Source organism: Chitinophaga horti, from assembly GCF_022867795.2.
GTDB lineage: Bacteria > Bacteroidota > Bacteroidia > Chitinophagales > Chitinophagaceae > Chitinophaga > Chitinophaga horti.
The window spans coordinates 3,089,012-3,104,546 of record NZ_CP107006.1; the positions used below are offsets into that span (position 1 = coordinate 3,089,012).

The 15,535-nt window shown below is 50.8% G+C and carries 15 protein-coding genes; 7 read left to right on the forward strand and 8 right to left on the reverse strand.

The annotated features are described in order from the left end of the window. Positions 1-28 precede the first annotated feature (28 nt). The gene (locus tag MKQ68_RS12385) at positions 29-1,531 is read left to right on the forward strand and encodes a lipopolysaccharide biosynthesis protein (RefSeq protein ID WP_264283571.1); all 1,503 of its coding nucleotides are present in this window, start codon (positions 29-31) and stop codon (positions 1,529-1,531) included. On the opposite strand, the gene MKQ68_RS12390 is transcribed toward MKQ68_RS12385, so the two are convergent. The 4 genes from MKQ68_RS12390 to MKQ68_RS12405 are packed head-to-tail and all read right to left on the reverse strand — an operon-like array spanning position 1,514 to position 5,034. After that, positions 1,514-2,674, reverse strand: a complete 1,161-nt coding sequence (locus MKQ68_RS12390) for a glycosyltransferase family 4 protein (RefSeq protein WP_264283572.1) — start codon at positions 2,672-2,674, stop codon at positions 1,514-1,516. The genes MKQ68_RS12385 and MKQ68_RS12390 overlap by 18 nt on opposite strands. Next, a complete protein-coding gene (locus tag MKQ68_RS12395; protein ID WP_264283573.1) occupies positions 2,675-3,376 on the reverse strand; it encodes a methyltransferase domain-containing protein in 702 nt (233 codons plus the stop codon). A 9-nt stretch (positions 3,377-3,385) separates the two neighbouring features. Beyond that, the gene (locus MKQ68_RS12400; protein ID WP_264283574.1) at positions 3,386-4,294 is read right to left on the reverse strand and encodes a class I SAM-dependent methyltransferase; all 909 of its coding nucleotides are present in this window, start codon (positions 4,292-4,294) and stop codon (positions 3,386-3,388) included. Positions 4,295-4,350: 56 nt separating this feature from the next. Continuing rightward, positions 4,351-5,034 (reverse strand): C40 family peptidase, encoded by a 684-nt coding sequence (locus tag MKQ68_RS12405; RefSeq protein ID WP_264283575.1) that lies wholly within the window; start codon positions 5,032-5,034, stop codon positions 4,351-4,353. On the opposite strand from MKQ68_RS12405, the gene MKQ68_RS12410 reads away from it, so the two are divergent. From MKQ68_RS12410 to MKQ68_RS12425, 4 genes are all read left to right on the forward strand, one after another. Next, complete coding sequence (locus MKQ68_RS12410; RefSeq protein ID WP_264283576.1) at positions 5,006-5,236, forward strand: hypothetical protein; 231 nt, start codon at positions 5,006-5,008, stop codon at positions 5,234-5,236. The two genes, MKQ68_RS12405 and MKQ68_RS12410, sit on opposite strands and share 29 nt — an antisense overlap. A gap of 175 nt (positions 5,237-5,411) precedes the next feature. Beyond that, positions 5,412-6,050, forward strand: coding sequence for a (4Fe-4S)-binding protein (locus tag MKQ68_RS12415; protein WP_264283577.1), 639 nt, complete (start codon positions 5,412-5,414; stop codon positions 6,048-6,050). 201 nt (positions 6,051-6,251) lie between these two features. Then, a complete protein-coding gene (locus MKQ68_RS12420) occupies positions 6,252-7,661 on the forward strand; it encodes an alpha-L-fucosidase (RefSeq protein ID WP_264283578.1) in 1,410 nt (469 codons plus the stop codon). Between the two features lie 307 nt (positions 7,662-7,968). After that, on the forward strand, positions 7,969-9,933 hold the full coding sequence (locus MKQ68_RS12425) for a PAS domain S-box protein (RefSeq protein ID WP_264283579.1): 1,965 nt from the start codon (positions 7,969-7,971) through the stop codon (positions 9,931-9,933). Here MKQ68_RS12425 and MKQ68_RS12430 read toward each other — a convergent pair. Continuing rightward, a complete protein-coding gene (locus MKQ68_RS12430) occupies positions 9,930-10,349 on the reverse strand; it encodes a hypothetical protein (RefSeq protein ID WP_264283580.1) in 420 nt (139 codons plus the stop codon). The genes MKQ68_RS12425 and MKQ68_RS12430 overlap by 4 nt on opposite strands. Positions 10,350-10,449: 100 nt before the next feature. On the opposite strand from MKQ68_RS12430, the gene MKQ68_RS12435 reads away from it, so the two are divergent. Beyond that, complete coding sequence (locus MKQ68_RS12435; RefSeq protein WP_264283581.1) at positions 10,450-11,850, forward strand: aminopeptidase P family protein; 1,401 nt, start codon at positions 10,450-10,452, stop codon at positions 11,848-11,850. 51 nt (positions 11,851-11,901) lie between these two features. Here the strand turns inward: MKQ68_RS12435 and MKQ68_RS12440 are convergent, their stop codons facing one another. Next, on the reverse strand, positions 11,902-12,264 hold the full coding sequence (locus MKQ68_RS12440; RefSeq protein ID WP_264283582.1) for a hypothetical protein: 363 nt from the start codon (positions 12,262-12,264) through the stop codon (positions 11,902-11,904). A 120-nt stretch (positions 12,265-12,384) separates the two neighbouring features. On the opposite strand from MKQ68_RS12440, the gene MKQ68_RS12445 reads away from it, so the two are divergent. Beyond that, entirely contained in the window at positions 12,385-12,888 is a 504-nt protein-coding gene (locus MKQ68_RS12445) for a hypothetical protein (RefSeq protein WP_244845903.1), read from the forward strand. On the opposite strand, the gene MKQ68_RS12450 is transcribed toward MKQ68_RS12445, so the two are convergent. Continuing rightward, the gene (locus tag MKQ68_RS12450) at positions 12,885-14,156 is read right to left on the reverse strand and encodes a sensor histidine kinase (protein WP_264283583.1); all 1,272 of its coding nucleotides are present in this window, start codon (positions 14,154-14,156) and stop codon (positions 12,885-12,887) included. The two genes, MKQ68_RS12445 and MKQ68_RS12450, sit on opposite strands and share 4 nt — an antisense overlap. After that, complete coding sequence (locus MKQ68_RS12455; RefSeq protein ID WP_264283584.1) at positions 14,140-15,513, reverse strand: sigma-54-dependent transcriptional regulator; 1,374 nt, start codon at positions 15,511-15,513, stop codon at positions 14,140-14,142. Before MKQ68_RS12455 ends, MKQ68_RS12450 begins: the two co-directional genes overlap by 17 nt. Positions 15,514-15,535: the final 22 nt, after the last annotated feature.

Sequence of the window (15,535 nt, forward strand, 5' to 3'; positions counted from 1 at the left end):
CCACTAAATACTAGTAAATTGCGGCCCAATGGGAACAATCGGTAAACAGAGTATCACCTCCTCGCTCATCACGTACGTAGGCTTTATTGTAGGCGCAGTAAACACCTGGATCTTTACAGCGAATGGCTACTTCACTCCCGATCAATACGGCCTCACCCGTATGATTTTTGAGTTGGGTTTCACCCTGTTTGCATTGGCGAGTATGGGCAGCATCTCCATCCTGTACCGGTTTTACCCGTATTACCGCGACCGGCTCCCCTCCCGGGAGCGGGACCTGTTTGGCAAAATGACCATTCTCGGACTGGCAGGCTTTGTCGCGGTGAGTATCGCCCTCTACTTTTTTCACGACCTGTTTATCCAGAAGTTTGCGGGCAATGCCGCACTGATGGTCGATTATTATTACATCCTTTTCCCCTTCACCCTTTGCCTGCTATTATTTTCCCTGCTGGAAGCACAGGCCTGGAACCTGCGGGCCTCTATCGCCACGGTGTTTTGTAAGGAGCTGGCTTTGCGGTTACTCACTTCCCTGCTGATTGGCGTACTGCTGTTGCACTGGCTCAACTTCGACCAGTTCATCTGGCTGTTCTCCATGCTGTATGGTATGATCGCGCTGGGGCTATTCGTGTACCTGCAAAGGAAACACGGGCTGGTATTCACTTTAAAGACCAGTTATGTTACGCAAAAGATGGCGAAGAAGATGGTGCCCTACTCGTTCTTCATTACCGTCGTATCCTTCTGCAGCATCTTTGCTAAGACATTCGATACCATCCTGATTGCCAGTGTACGCGACTTAAGTTATGTAGGCATCTTTTCCTACGCCACTTATCTTACCGCCATCATGGAAGCACCGCAACGCGGACTCATCGCCGCTTCCACCCCGGTGATCGCACAGGCCTGGAAGGATAAGGACCTGCCACGCATCAGCCGCATTTATAAGAAGTCGGCTATCAATATGCTCATCTTTTCCGGCTTTATGTTTGCGCTGATCGCACTTAATTTCAGTAACTCTATCCTATTTCTCAAACAAGATCCGGCTTACCTGAAAGGGCAAACCGCCTTCCTTATACTAGGCCTCACCAAAGTGCTGGAAACCGGTACTGGTCTTAACTCACAGATCATCCTCACCTCCCGTTACTGGAAAGTAGATTTCCTGAGTAATGTGATCCTATTGGTGGTACTGATCCCGCTGAACTACATGCTGATCAAGTCGATGGGTATTGATGGCGTGGCGCTGGCGACATTTATTGCCTATATGATCTTTAACGTGCTGCGTTTCGTATTCATCTGGGTAAAGTTTGATATGCAGCCTTTCACCCTGGCCACCCTGTGGGCCGTAGTAGTAATCGTAGCCAACTTCTTCATCGCCAAACTCATACAGGTTGATAGTCCCCTGCTGGAAGCGGTGTTGCAATCTATCGTCTTCGTGGTTTTATCCGGTGTAATGATCGTGAAACTGAAAGTATCGGAGGATGTGAACCGTGGTGTGGATATGGTTGTCGCCCGCGTGAAGGGATTACTGAAGAGAGGTTAACGCACGGAATTGCTGAAGGATTACTTCATCGGAAGCATGCAACTGTAACGCCTTCTGGCGCGCGCATGCACCTTTAGCTGCAATAGCTTCCTGCTGATCATATAGCCGCAAAATTGACTGTGCAGCCGCATCTACCGAAAAACCCGGTATCAGCCAGCCGGCATCGTCCTGCACAAACTCGGGCATACCGCCTGCTCCTTCGTAACAAATTGCCGGCACCTGCATAAACGCAGCCTCCAGCACGACTAGTGGATAAGGATCTTCCCGGGAAGATAAGAACAGCAGGTCGAACGCCGCCGTGTTATAGTAATGATGCGCTAACGGACCGGTGAAGATAGCTGCCTTCTGTAGTCCCGTCTCCGCCAGCACGGCGTCCAGCTCTTCTTCCGCCTGCGCATGCTCGAAATTGCCGATCCAGCGGAACTGTATACGCGGATTCGCCGCCATAACAGCAGCGGCCACACGCAGAAAGATGTCGGTACCTTTACGGTAACTCGCCACTCCCATACCGCCTATCAGCATATCGTGATCTCCTATATTAAAGCGCCTGCGCAACCCGGCCCGATGCTCCCTGATAGCACTTTCGTTGCTCAGCAGCTTTTCATCTACGGGAAAGTAGTACGCCAGTGGCATCAGCACTTCCGCAGGTACATTAAACTTGTGGATCAGCGAATCGCGCACTGCGAGCGAGGGATAGGCCACCCGGCGGGCATCGTAAACAGAAGCATTGGCCAGCCCCATTTTCAGGTAGTCGGCCACCACGGCTTCCAATTCGTGGGCGTAAGTAATGACAGGCTTGCCTGTACCCAGCACCGCCTGTATCAGGTCACCATTCACGACCGTATTGCTGATCACCAGGTCGGCCTTGCGTACCATGGCGCGGAAGCGTCGCATATCCAGCCGGTTACGCACGATCTCACGGAAACGTTTAAACGGGTTGCCTTTGCCATAGCCTTCCGGTTTCAGCACCAGTACGGTAGTTAACTCCCCGTACTTCGTCACCAAAGGGCCGCCGCGCGCTACGACCAGCTCCATGTCCGCCTCGCCGTGCTTTTTCAACAAAGCGATCAGGTTCAGCAGCAGGATGGGTGCGCCGCTCAGGTTGGAAATGTGCCCGATGAATACGATCCGTTTGCGGTCCATTTACGCGTTCTTTTCTACCAGTATAACGTTATTCAGGTACATCTGGCGGTGTTTTGGCAACAGGCTGCTCAGTATCGTGCCGCCAATATTCGGCACCACGATAAAAAAGAAGAAGAAAATATAGTTGATGAGGGGGATCTTCTTAAACAACTTCATGTACCAGTGATCGTAAAAGTACAATACGGTCAGCTGGTGCAGCACTTCGACGAAATTGCCGCTCTTGTCGAGCGTTTTCACCGTAAAACCGTTCTTTTCGAACAGGTGTTTCAAAGCGAAGTGGGTGTAACGCGCATAGTCATTCGGCACCTCATGCTCTTTCCATACGAACGGGCAGGTAATGAGCATGGTACCGCCGGGCTTCAGTACGCGGTGCAGTTCTTTCAGAATATCTTCGAGGTTAAACACATGCTCGAACACTTCGCTGCTCAGGGCACTGTCGAACGTATTATCCGCGATGGGAATGGTTTTGCCATCGTACATCACGTCTATCTGCTCATTGTCGTGCGGGTGGCCTGGATTCACAAAATCCACGCCCACGTATTCCTGTACGTTAAAAAAGGCACGGTAAGGTTTGGAGCCGCAGCCGAAGTCGAGCATCTTGCCCTTCATCGCGCCGCTGTATTCCTGTATCTTACTCACCAAACCTTTCCTGATGAAGTAGTAAGGGTGAAAAACCGAAGGTTTAAAATCACTGCTAACCATATATGGGTGCTATGCTTTTTTAAAAATGCCGATAATATTTCTTCCTTCAATAGCCGGCGAGCACACCCGCATCAACACTTTATACAATGGCCGCGGGGTGATGCGCATCAACTGATAAAGCAGGGGGTTATGTTCCCGGTAATGTGCTTTTTGTACTTCGAACCACTTTTTATACTGTCCGAGTTTGGGATGCAACGGTTCCACGATGATCTGCTCCACTCCCAGCCCGAACCACTTAGGCATCTGCCCGAAAGCTTTACGTCCCCATAACCCGGCATGATGCGGCGGCAGGTTTAACGTATGCCAGCTGTCGTAGCGGTACAGGAAAGGGTTGTTATTCGGTACGCCGATGATCAGCCTTCCTCCTTTCCGTAACAGGCTTACGCAGGCCGTTAAAAAGTCGTGCACGTCGTAGATGTGCTCCAACACCTGGAAGGCGCACACCACATCATACTTTCCCGGGAAACGGGCCGCATGGTCCTGCACCGATTCCCCGTCCATACTCAGCCCCTGGGCCCGCGCGTCGGCAATGCCTTCGGGATTGAGTTCCAGACCGTGTGCGATAATACCCTTATTTTTTAACATTTTCAGAAAAACGCCGTCGCCCGCACCTACCTCCAACACCTGTTCGCCTGCGTTGATCTGCCCGGTTGCGTAATGGTGCTCCCATTTAGCTTCCGGGTAATATTCCTTCTGATTGCGTTGCAGGTCTGCATAAAAGGCGCCGTCCCCAAAAATGTTTTCGGGCCAGTAAAACCGGTAGCCGGTATCGCCGCATTCATACAATCCGACTTCTTTAATGCCGGTAAAGAAACGCTCCACCGACACGCCCTCATGGCGGTACTCCTCTATGATCCTGCTGCTGGGAAAGGAGGTAATGAGCGAAACGTTTTCGCGCCGAGTAACCGGACTTTGCATATGCCAAACTAAATTTATCGCCCATCGCTCGGGGGCTGGGTAATCAATGATGCTGCTTAATTTAAACGGCCGCCGCCAATAAAATACTTCTTCCAGTAGTCTTCATTCAGGGTACTGATCATCACCCCGGAGCTTACGGATGCGTGTACAAAACGGTCATTCTCGAGGTAAACGCCTACATGCGATACGCTCTTACGGTTAATTTTAAAGAACACCAGGTCGCCATACTGCAATTCCTTGCGCGAAAGCTTACGCGACTGGTTGTAAAGGTCGGCCGAGTTACCATACGAAATACCGGCTTTAAATACTTCGAGCAGCATATTGGTCGCGAAGTGTGAGCAGTCGATGCCGCTGCGAGTGTTGCCCCCCATGCGGTACGGGGTGCCCCACCATTCTTCTATAAAGTTGAATAACCGCTCGTTGGTCACCTCCTCCACGGCCACATCCAGCAGCTGGGCATACTTAAACTGCCAGCTGGCGGCATTTTCTATATCCGCCCCGCTCCGGCGATCGTCGCGCGAGCGGGTGTTGGTATTACGGCCATTGTAACGGTGGGTGGTGGTTTTCGCTTCGCGGGATATGCTGATATCGTCGATGAAGGCTACCTTGTCGTTTTTCGCCGCCGGTTTTTCCGTACCCTTTTTACCTGCAGACGTGGTTTTCCGGGCGCTGCTACAGGAAGCGAGTACCAGGAGGCAAAACGACAGTTGTATGAGTAAATTCCCCTTTCTGATCATCATTTTCACGCGACATGGTTTTTCTAAAAGTCTGCAAAATATAAAAATCTGCGATAATGAAATAGATCAACAGTATACAAATAATATTTTTTTTGAAGCCGTTGCCGGAAAATGGCGCCTGTGGCCCCCGGAGTATACCCCAGGAAATCACGGCCAGCTTAGCCCGGTAACAGCCGGCATGCTCCAAACGATGCCTGCCGCGTAAATGTTGTTCCCTGCCGGATATCGTTGCACAAACGCGGCAAATTCCTGGCTGTTTGCGTGTTGCTGCCCAAACGCATTCCTGATTTACGTAAACTTGTACCATTGTGCCCGGACGAGCACAACCTTCTGCGTACCGCGCCTGTTATGAAGGATAAGGAAGCTTAAAAACTATACGTATGCAATACAAAATGGAAAAACCCGTACACGGCGAAAACGGTACGGTAAAATATCAATGCACGATCGATTGGCGTAATGGTTCTTTTTTGGTAGATGAACCGCTTACCGCGGGCGGACAAGATCTTGGCCCGGACCCATACACGCTCATGCTGGCTTCCCTGGCCTCCTGTACGATGATCACTTTACGCATGTACATCGAGCGAAAAAACTGGAATGTGCCGCGCATTATCGTGAACGCTAATCTCTGGCAGGAAAAAGTGGAAGACCGCACCAAAACTACCATGGACCGCGACATTGCTTTTCCCGGGGCAGAGCTGGATACCACGCAGAAAAACCGGCTGCTCGAGATCGCGAAGAACTGTCCTATTTCGAAATTACTCGAAGGCGAAACGATCGTACGTTCTTTCGTGCTGCATGAAGAAGATATCGAAGAAAAAATCAAATACAGTAATGACGACATCACCGTATTATGGAAACCTTCTTTCTGCAAACATGCCGCACGTTGTGTAAGCCAGTTGCCAACCGTGTTTGATGTAAAAGCGAGACCATGGATCAACCCACATGGCGCCACTACCGAACAAATTATCGAACAGGTGAATCGTTGCCCGACCGGCGCGTTGACTTACATCAGAAAATAGCCTTTTCTCCGTTCAAAAAAAGGATAAGCGGTATTGGTTTTTTCAATCCTAAACGAATTGTAAATGGCATAAAAAAATATCTTTATATTTTGATGAATGAAGCTCGCGAATGCCCTATCTTGCTGCTTTATAGCCGACGACCTCTTTTTAGAGAAACGAAAAAAACCGGCCATTCATCAACTGAAAAAGCGAATGATTTTAATGAAAAGAAAAGTCAATTTTAGCGTATGGACGGCAATGCTTGCGGGCATTCTTTTATTGCCTTCCGCCGTTACAACAGCACAGACCATCAGCGCGGAACAATTGCGCAAGGACCAGCAGGATTTTGTGAACCTTGGCTTCGGTATGTTTATTCACTATGGCATTGCCACGTACGTAAACGATGACTGGGCAGATCCTGATGCACCGGCCTCCTTATTCAATCCTAAAAAACTGGATGCAGAACAATGGGCAAAAGCAGCAAAGTCAGCGAACATGACCTACGGTTGCTTAACCACCAAACACCACAGCGGCTTCCCTATCTGGGATACCAAAACCACCGATTACAACGTGATGAACAGTCCGTTGAAACGCGACGTGGTGAAAGAATACGCCGATGCTTTCCGTAAGAACGGGCTGAAAGTAATGTTGTATTACTCTATCCTGGATACGCATCACGAACTGCGCCCCGGCCAGATCACCAAAGCACATATCGGGATGGTGAAAGAGCAATTGCGTGAATTGCTCACCAACTACGGTACGATCGACGCCATGATCATCGACGGATGGGATGCACCGTGGTCCAGGATTTCTTACGACGACGTTCCTTTCGAAGAAATTTATATGCTGATCAAGTCTATCCAGCCCCGTTGCCTGGTGATGGACCTGAATGCAGCGAAGTATCCTGCTGAAGCCCTGTTTTACACCGACATCAAGTCGTACGAGCAGGGAGCCGGCCAGCACATCTCTAAAGAGAGCAACAAGCTGCCCGCCCTCTCCTGCCTGCCGTTGCAGTCGAACTGGTTCTGGAAAACCAGCATGCCGCGTCAGCGTATGAAAAACCCGGAGGAACTGGTGAACAAAATGCTGGTACCCTTTAACCAGGCATACTGTAACTTCATCCTGAACGTAGCGCCTAACCGCGACGGTCAATTTGACGACAACGCCCTGGAAGCCCTGAAACAGATCGGCAAGCTGTACAACAAACCAGCTACCCTGCCTTCCTTCCCGGAAGCGGCCATGCCCATCATTTCGCACAACAAGGCGAAATTTCAGCCCGCTAACACCAGCTGGAGCAACGACTACGCGATCATGGACTTTGGTAACGACGACCGTTTTGGTACTGCGTGGAACTCGCATCCTTCGGTGAAAAAGCCCTGGTACGAAGTGGAGCTGTCTGGCGACAAAGGTGTAAACCTGATCACCATTACAGAAGATGGCAACATCACCAAATATCGCCTCGAGTATTCCGTAAACGGTGTTTGGAAAACACTGGTAAACGGTACCGATGCCGGCAAAGTGAAAGTTCACCGCTTTAACCGCGTATGGGCCGATAAAGTGCGCATCGTGATAGAAGAATATAAGAACACTCCGTCGATCAACGAGTTTGGTGTGTACGATGAACGTAAATAGCTATTAACAATCTATTAGGAAAAAAGGGAAGCCGATAAGCTTCCCTTTTTTATTGCGCCACACTTAATGGAATACTTTTTGAACCCCTACCTGAAACTGTTTACTCCATTATGTCATTAATAACCGCTTAACAAAATTCCACATCGGCCCTATTGTACAGGTTGGAAATTATTTTTAAAATTGGACGAGTATTACAACACCACCGAAGAATAAGAAAACGTAAACCAAATCCGAGAGAGCGCTCAATTGTCAGTAACCGAATTACAAAGACCTACGACCGGACAGCGCATTGTTTTAAAACCTTTCTATGATTGATGTGATTTCACCCGCGCGCATTGTGCTTGTGTATGTTATTTTAAGTTTGCTATGGATCTATTTCTCCGACACGATGTTATTGTATGTGTTCGAAGACCCCACCGCGGCAGCGCTTACACAGGTACAACATTTTAAGGGAGCCGGCTACATCCTGCTCACCGGCGTGCTGCTATTGTGGCTACTGAAAGGCTATTGGCACCGCATTAAAGAAACTGACACGGCCTACAGCCGCATTTTCGAAACGAGCCCGCAACCAATGTGGATCTTCGACAAAAAAACTTACGCTTTCCTGGAAGTGAATGACGCCGCCCTGTATGCCTACGGCTACTCCCGCGACGAATTCCTGAATCTCACCATTCTCGACATTCGCCCCACGGAAGACATCCAGAAAATTATGACCAGCCAGGTCACCACCAAAGAAGGTTACCAGAAGGCGGGCATGTGGCGGCATCTGCGTAAAGACCGATCCATTATGTATGTAAACGTACAAGCTTACGGCACCAACTTCCAGGGGCACGAGGCTGAAGTGGTTTGCGTATGGGATATGACCGAAAAATACCTGGCGGACGAAGCCCTGAAGGAGCAAAAAAGGGTATTATCCACCATCATCAACAGCACCGAAGATCTCATCTGGTCTGTAAACAAACATAAACGTTTCGTCGCCTTCAATAAACCGTTCGCCACGATCATCGGCCAGATGGCCGGCCGCCCTATCGAGGTGGGTGACGATCAGCCGGTGGTAGAAAGCGAGGCACAGTTCCAGAAATGGCAGCAGTTGTACGACCGCGCGCTGGAAGGAGAAAAGATCGTACTGGAAGAAGAACGCTTCATGCCCGACCTGGGACAAGTATTTACCGAAACTACCTTTAACCCCATTTTCGAGGGCACCGATATAGTGGGCGTCGCCTGTTTTGCCCGCGATGTTACAACTACCCGGCAGCAAGCCATCCAGCTGAAGAAAGCCGTAGAGCGCTACGACCTCGTCAATCTCGCCACCAACGACGCCATCTGGGACTGGGACCTGGCGGAAGATAAAATCACCTGGAACGATAACGTACTGCTCACCTTTGGCTACCAATACATGATCGACGATGCCAGTCACTGGAAAGAACACCTGCACCCCGACGATGCAGAACGGGTGATCGAATCCGTATTTGGCGCCATCTATGAAGGAAAAACCAACTGGTCGGCCGAGTTTCGCTTTAAAACGGGTAACAATACCTACCGCTACGTGATCGCCCGCAGTTATATCATGAAAAACGATAAGGGACAAGCCGTACGTATGATTGGCTCCATGCGCGACATACAGGACCGCAAAAGTTCCGAGGAAGAAATCAGGAAGTTGTCGCTGGTGGCAAGCCTCACTTCCAACCCGGTGATCATTCTCGACCACGAAGGCCGCATCGAATGGGTGAACAAAGCCTTCGAGCTGCTCTCCGGTTATACGCTGGAAGAAGTAAACGGACAAACACCACAATCGTTCCTGCATGGGCCGGATACCAATCCCGACACGGTAGAAGAGATTCTGCGTTGTATACAACAGGGACGTAATTGTAAGGCAGAAGTGCTGAATTACAGCCAATGGGGCGAGCCGTACTGGGTGATGGCAGATATTACGCCAGTAGTAGACGATGAGGGCAAAGTAGAAAAAACCATTACGATACAAACCAATATCAGCGAGCAAAAGAAGTTCGAACAGCAGCTGGAAACAACCAACCGGCACCTGATGGAAGTCGCCTACATCAGCTCCCACCGCCTGCGCCGGCCCGTGGCATCCTTACTGGGTGTAATGGCCCTGTTCGATAAACAGAACATGAACAACCCGGAGAACGGGCAACTGGTGAGCTACATTGAAAAACTTACCCAGGAAATGGATGCGATGCTACACGAACTGGCAGACAAGTGTAACCAAATTTACCTGAACAGTCACCAGCAGGAGGAGCCGACAGAAAACTAACTGCCCGGCGCTACCGGTTTATTCACCCGCACGAGCGAGATATCCTCTCCTTCGGCGTTGTTAAAAACCACCGATATGGTATAGAGCACCGTAGGCGGCTCGTCCTTTAAACGATAGTAACAATCACAAACGATCAGCGTAAACTCCTCATTCGGTGTAACGGAGATGAACAACTCCGCTCCCTGCTTCAGGGTGGCACGGGCTTCCCGCGTCATATCTTTTACCAGGGGCCTTAGCTCCGGCCGCGCCTTCAGGGTGTCGGGCTGGATCATGTTCAACGCCTTTTTTGTTTTGCCTTTCTCCACATAGGTAAGGAACTGCGTGGCAATATCCACCTTCTTTTGCATAGCCTCGATCTGTGCAAAGGACTGCATCGTTATTAACAAGGCGGCCGCCACCGCCAGCATGTGTTTCATATACCGGTTCATAGGACTGAAGGTAGCGAATATTGTTAATTGCCCCGTATTTTCTAAATTTGGCCGGTTCAAGCGGACTTCACCATTAAAAAAGAAGCGAATGCATTTTAAACTTTTTCCGAAAGCTACGTATAAACGGCGCAGAGAGGTATTGAGGACGAACATCGGCAGCGGGCTGATACTGTTGATGGGTAACGAATACAGCAGCATGAACTATAAAGACAACACCTTCCCCTTTCGCCAGGATAGTACGTTTTTGTACTACTTCGGACTGGATGTGGCCGGACTGGCAGGCATCATTGATGCCGAGTCGGGTGAGGAAGTGATCTTTGGCAATGAACTGAGCATCGACGATATTATCTGGACGGGCGACCTGCCTACCGTTCGGGAAATGGCGGCGGAAGTCGATGTACGTAATACCGCTCCCTATGCGGAGATCGGCAATTATGTAAAGAAAGCTTTGTCGGCGGGCCGCACGGTACATATCTTAAAACCTTACCGGCCGGAGAACAAGATCCGCCTGGCCGAATGGTTAAGCGTGCCGGTAGCGGAAGTAGATCAAAAAGTATCGGTTAAACTGATCAAAGCCGTTGTAGCGCAACGTTCTCATAAAGAAGCGATCGAAGTCGCTGAAATAGAAAAATCCGTTTCCATCAGCGTAGACATGCACCTGGCTGCCATTACCGGCACCCGCCCGGGCATGAAGGAATTTGAAGTGGCGGCCAGGGTAGAAGCCGTAGCCCTGGCTGCGAACGGCCGCCTGGCTTATCCGACGATCCTGAGCATTGACGGTGAGGTATTACACAATCACTATCACGGCAACACCATTGAAGACGGGGATATGGTATTGGTAGATGCAGGTGCTGAAAACGATATGCACTACGCCGGTGACCTGACCCGTACTTACCCCGGCGGCAAACAGTTCAGCAGCCGTCAGGCCGAGGTGTACAACGCCGTACTGGCTTCTATGGACCATGCCATCAGTCTCCTGAAACCAGGCATAACGTATATGGAAGTACACCGCCAGGCGAACGTAAAATTGCTGGAAGGCCTGAAAGCCATCGGCCTCGTGACCGGCGATGTGGAAGAAGCGGTTGAAGCCGGCGCCCATACCCTCTTTTTCCAATGCGGCCTCGGTCACATGATGGGGCTCGACGTGCACGATATGGAAGACCTTGGCGAACAGTACCTGGGGTACACGGATACGCTCATCAAACGCACCGACTTCGGCTGGAAATCGCTCCGCCTCGGCCGCGAGCTGGAGCAGGGTTTTGTGCTCACGGTAGAACCCGGTGTATACATCATCCCACAACTGATCGATCGCTGGAAGGCAGATAACCAACTGCCGCAGTTTATCAATTACTCCCTGCTGGAGCAATACCGCGACTTCGGTGGCATCCGCATAGAGGATAACTTCCTGATCACCGGGAACGGCCACCAGTTGCTGGGCAAATACCTGCCTAAAACACTGAAAGAAATAGAAGCGCTGCGGAACTACTAAATCCCGGCTAATTAAAGGAAGCTGCGGTCACCGGTGGTGGCCGCAGCTTTTTTAATAGATCGTAAGGAAAGCCGTGTAAATAATATTCACATTAAACGTTGCATAGCCCGCATCGGTGGTCACCGAGTTACCATTCAACGTAAACGTACGCGTGCCGGGTGCGGATGTATACACGTTGATCGTGTAATAACCAGGCGTGAGCGGCCCGTATCCCATACCCGTACCGGGGTTAAGGGTGGCGCTCAATGAAGTAGGGCCATACACGTACAGGCTGCCGTAATAGTTGGGGCTGTTCATTACATTTAAGCCGATGCTATCAAACACCTTTGCAGGAGCAGAAGCCTGGGTCGTGCTGTACTGAAGCGGAATGGCGGCCAGTACGCAAATGAATACGCTGAGGAGTAGTTTTTTCATAACAATGCAGTTTAAGTGAAACGGAATGAGGGGTACAATCGACTCACAATGTAACCCGTCTGACTGCAACCGAATTGCGGCCGCCAACGTAATCCCGTCACTTATACCTATCTTTACCGGATGATTAAGGACGATGCCTCTTTTAAAATCGCCGTGGACTTTATCTGGTCGATAGGTATTCCGGTAATATTTACCACCCTACCCGAAGGTACTTTTCTCCCCGGCGCGCTCATTCAAAACGGGCACCTCATCATCGATACAGATAAACTCCTCTACCCGGGAGATATTCTCCACGAAGCCGGCCACATCGCCGTTGTTCCCGCCGCAGAGCGTGGCACCTTGCACAACGACAACATTCCCTTACGCATGCACCGCGAAGCCGAAGAAATGATGGCTATTGCATGGTCGTACGCCGCATGTTTATATCTTGACATCAGCGCTTATTTTGTATTCCATGATCATGGTTATAAAGGAGGCGGCAAAGAAATAGCCGACAACTTCAATGATGGCCGCTACATCGGGGTTTCGATGCTGCAGTTCGCCGGCATGTCTGGCGAACCGAAGCAGTCGGCCGCTTTAGGGCTACCGGCTTTCCCTGAGATGGCGAAATGGTTGAGGGATTAGAGTTTAATCGTAAACCTCGTATCCCCCACCCCGTAGGTTTTTAACGCAAACGTATACCCATGATTCAACAAAATCTCCCGCACCAGGGTAAGGCCTATTCCCTGGCCGTCTTTCTTTGTGCTGTAAAACGGGGAGAAGAGTTGTGCAGCCGCTTCGTCCGCAATACCGCTACCATTGTCTGCGATCACGATTTCGCACGGCGAAGGTTGCGAGGTAATACGGATTACGCCGTTTTGTGACACCGCTTCCAGGCTGTTTTTGAGGATGTTGATAAACGCCTGTTCCAGCAGCTGTTCATCCGCTTGCAACAGCCATTCGCCGGCAGGCACATCCAGTTCGATCACTGCATGTTTCTCGGTTGCCCTGGCCTCCATAAGGCGGGCGACGGAGCGTAACAGACGGTGTATGTCGATCGTCCGTTTGGAGGGTTCGGGCAACTTGACCAGGTCGGCAAAGTTGCGCATGAATACGTTCAGGTTCTCATTACGGGCGATCGCTACTTCCATTGCTTCGCGCAGCTGAGGGAAGAGGGTATCTGCTTTGAGGGCAGAGCCGATGATGGAGTTGACCGGACCGACGGTGTTGTTTACTTCATGTGCCATCATGCGGATCACCTTTTCGTACACCTTTTTTTCGGTGGCCAGTATTTCCGCCGTCAGTTCTTCGATCATCACGAAGTGGCGGGGAAAGCCGCGGTCGATGAAGTGGGATTTCTGTATTTTATAAGTGTGAAAACTATCGAGGGTTACCGTGCGAGCTTCGCCGGATTGCAGGTTACGGGCTTGCAGGAACATGGGATGCGCCAACACACTGTCTTCGTTATATTCACGCAGGCCCATCAGCTGTAAGGCTTTCGGATTTACCTGCTGCACGTCGCCGTTGTAATCGAGGATCATAATGCCCGTAGGCGATGTACTTACGAGCTTTTCGAGGAAGTAGTGCTGTTCGGCCTGCTGCACCCGTTCGCTGCGCAGCTTTTCGATCATTTGGTTGTATACGTCGATCAGCTGGTCCATTTCATGTTTGCCCGTGTGTACGAACTTTACATTAAAGTCCTGGTCGCGGATGGCATCTACGCCTTGCATTAGAGTCTTGAGCGGGCGGATCAGCTCACGGTATAACCGCCAGGCGATGAGGGCCGACAATATCACCAACCCTTCCGACGCAATAAACAGTATCTTTTTCTCCCGGAATACGAAGTAACTCAGCACCAGCGTAAGCCCGTGCAGGATCACCACGAAAAGAATGTACTTAGTCCGAAGTTTCATCGTACGGAATGTTATATTTTTCCAGGCGCCTGTACAGCGCACTGCGGGTTAATCCCAGCGATACCGCTGCCTTGGCTACACGATGCTGATGAAACAACATGGCGCGTTTGATCATCTCAATTTCCAGTTCCTCTAACGTGATCGACCCCACGCCCGGTAATTGCAGGTTGCCCGTTTTCACCGGCGACAGTTCCAGCTGCGATTGAAAATCCGACTGGTCCAGCTGCTCGCCGCGGCTCACCAGGATCGTACGTTCCACCAGGTTTTTCAGCTGGCGGATGTTGCCCGGTAAGGGCAACCGTTGCAGCCATTTCATGGCAGACGGCGTTACGCGTACATCCGGGCGCTGGTAAATCTCTTTCAGGTTATTGATGAAACTGTTCACCAGCAACGGAATATCTTTCGGTCGCTCGCGCAGCGCAGGCAATTTAATAGTAATGAGGTTGATACGATACAGCAGGTCTTCCCGAAACGTGCCTGTGGCTGCCATATCATGGAGGTTTTTGTTCGTGGCGCATACCACGCGAACATCCGTCACCTTGGTGCGACTGCTGCCTAACACTTCATACGTGCGGTCCTGCAATACGCGCAATAGTTTTACCTGGCTGCCGGCGTCGAGGTCGCCAATTTCATCTAAAAAGATCGTGCCCTTGTTGGCCAGTTCAAAGCGGCCTACCCGGTCGTAACGCGCATCTGTAAAAGCCCCGCGCATATGCCCGAACATCTCGCTTTCGAACAGGCTGGTAGAGATGCCGCCCAGGTTCACTTTCACGAACGGCTTGTGGCGGCGCTGACTGTTGTGGTGAATAGCCTCGGCGATCAGTTCTTTACCCGTACCACTTTCGCCCATGATGAGCACCGATGCATCTGTAGCAGCTACCCGGCCAATCGTTTCCAGTATCTGCATCATCGCCGGATCTTCCCCGATGATCTGCCTGAAATTATATTGCTCGTCGAGCTGGCGGCGCGTGCCCTGTAAAGGTTTGCTGGTGCGCAGGTCCAGCAGTGTACGGATACTTTGTAACAGGCTGTCGTTGTTCCAGGGCTTAGTTACAAAGTCGTTGGCACCCAGTTTCATGCCCTGCACGGCCAGTTCTATGCTGCCCCAGCCGGTAATGAGAATGATGGGTACCGTGGCATTGAGCTGGCGCAGCTTCTGAAGCAGCTCCATCCCCTCCCGGCCCGAAGTGTCCAGCGAGAAGTTCAGGTCCAGCAGGATCAGCGAAGGCGGCGTGTTTGACACCACCCGCAGCGCTTCTTCCCGGGTGCCTGCTGCGGAAGCGGTAAATCCCTCCTGCTGCAATAACAGCAAGAGGGACGTACGCACCGCTATATCGTCATCAATAATTAAAATCATCTGGTCGTAAAAATAACATTAT

Bases quoted from the DNA above. Each gene is read 5' to 3' on its own strand.
- MKQ68_RS12385 (WP_264283571.1), top strand. From the start codon at position 29: ATGGGAACAATCGGTAAACAGAGTATCACCTCCTCGCTCATCACGTAC.
- MKQ68_RS12390 (WP_264283572.1), bottom strand. From the start codon at position 2,674: ATGGACCGCAAACGGATCGTATTCATCGGGCACATTTCCAACCTGAGC.
- MKQ68_RS12395 (WP_264283573.1), bottom strand. From the start codon at position 3,376: ATGGTTAGCAGTGATTTTAAACCTTCGGTTTTTCACCCTTACTACTTC.
- MKQ68_RS12400 (WP_264283574.1), bottom strand. From the start codon at position 4,294: ATGCAAAGTCCGGTTACTCGGCGCGAAAACGTTTCGCTCATTACCTCC.
- MKQ68_RS12410 (WP_264283576.1), top strand. From the start codon at position 5,006: ATGAGTAAATTCCCCTTTCTGATCATCATTTTCACGCGACATGGTTTT.
- MKQ68_RS12405 (WP_264283575.1), bottom strand. From the start codon at position 5,034: ATGATGATCAGAAAGGGGAATTTACTCATACAACTGTCGTTTTGCCTC.
- MKQ68_RS12415 (WP_264283577.1), top strand. From the start codon at position 5,412: ATGCAATACAAAATGGAAAAACCCGTACACGGCGAAAACGGTACGGTA.
- MKQ68_RS12420 (WP_264283578.1), top strand. From the start codon at position 6,252: ATGAAAAGAAAAGTCAATTTTAGCGTATGGACGGCAATGCTTGCGGGC.
- MKQ68_RS12425 (WP_264283579.1), top strand. From the start codon at position 7,969: ATGATTGATGTGATTTCACCCGCGCGCATTGTGCTTGTGTATGTTATT.
- MKQ68_RS12430 (WP_264283580.1), bottom strand. From the start codon at position 10,349: ATGAAACACATGCTGGCGGTGGCGGCCGCCTTGTTAATAACGATGCAG.
- MKQ68_RS12435 (WP_264283581.1), top strand. From the start codon at position 10,450: ATGCATTTTAAACTTTTTCCGAAAGCTACGTATAAACGGCGCAGAGAG.
- MKQ68_RS12440 (WP_264283582.1), bottom strand. From the start codon at position 12,264: ATGAAAAAACTACTCCTCAGCGTATTCATTTGCGTACTGGCCGCCATT.
- MKQ68_RS12445 (WP_244845903.1), top strand. From the start codon at position 12,385: ATGATTAAGGACGATGCCTCTTTTAAAATCGCCGTGGACTTTATCTGG.
- MKQ68_RS12450 (WP_264283583.1), bottom strand. From the start codon at position 14,156: ATGAAACTTCGGACTAAGTACATTCTTTTCGTGGTGATCCTGCACGGG.
- MKQ68_RS12455 (WP_264283584.1), bottom strand. From the start codon at position 15,513: ATGATTTTAATTATTGATGACGATATAGCGGTGCGTACGTCCCTCTTG.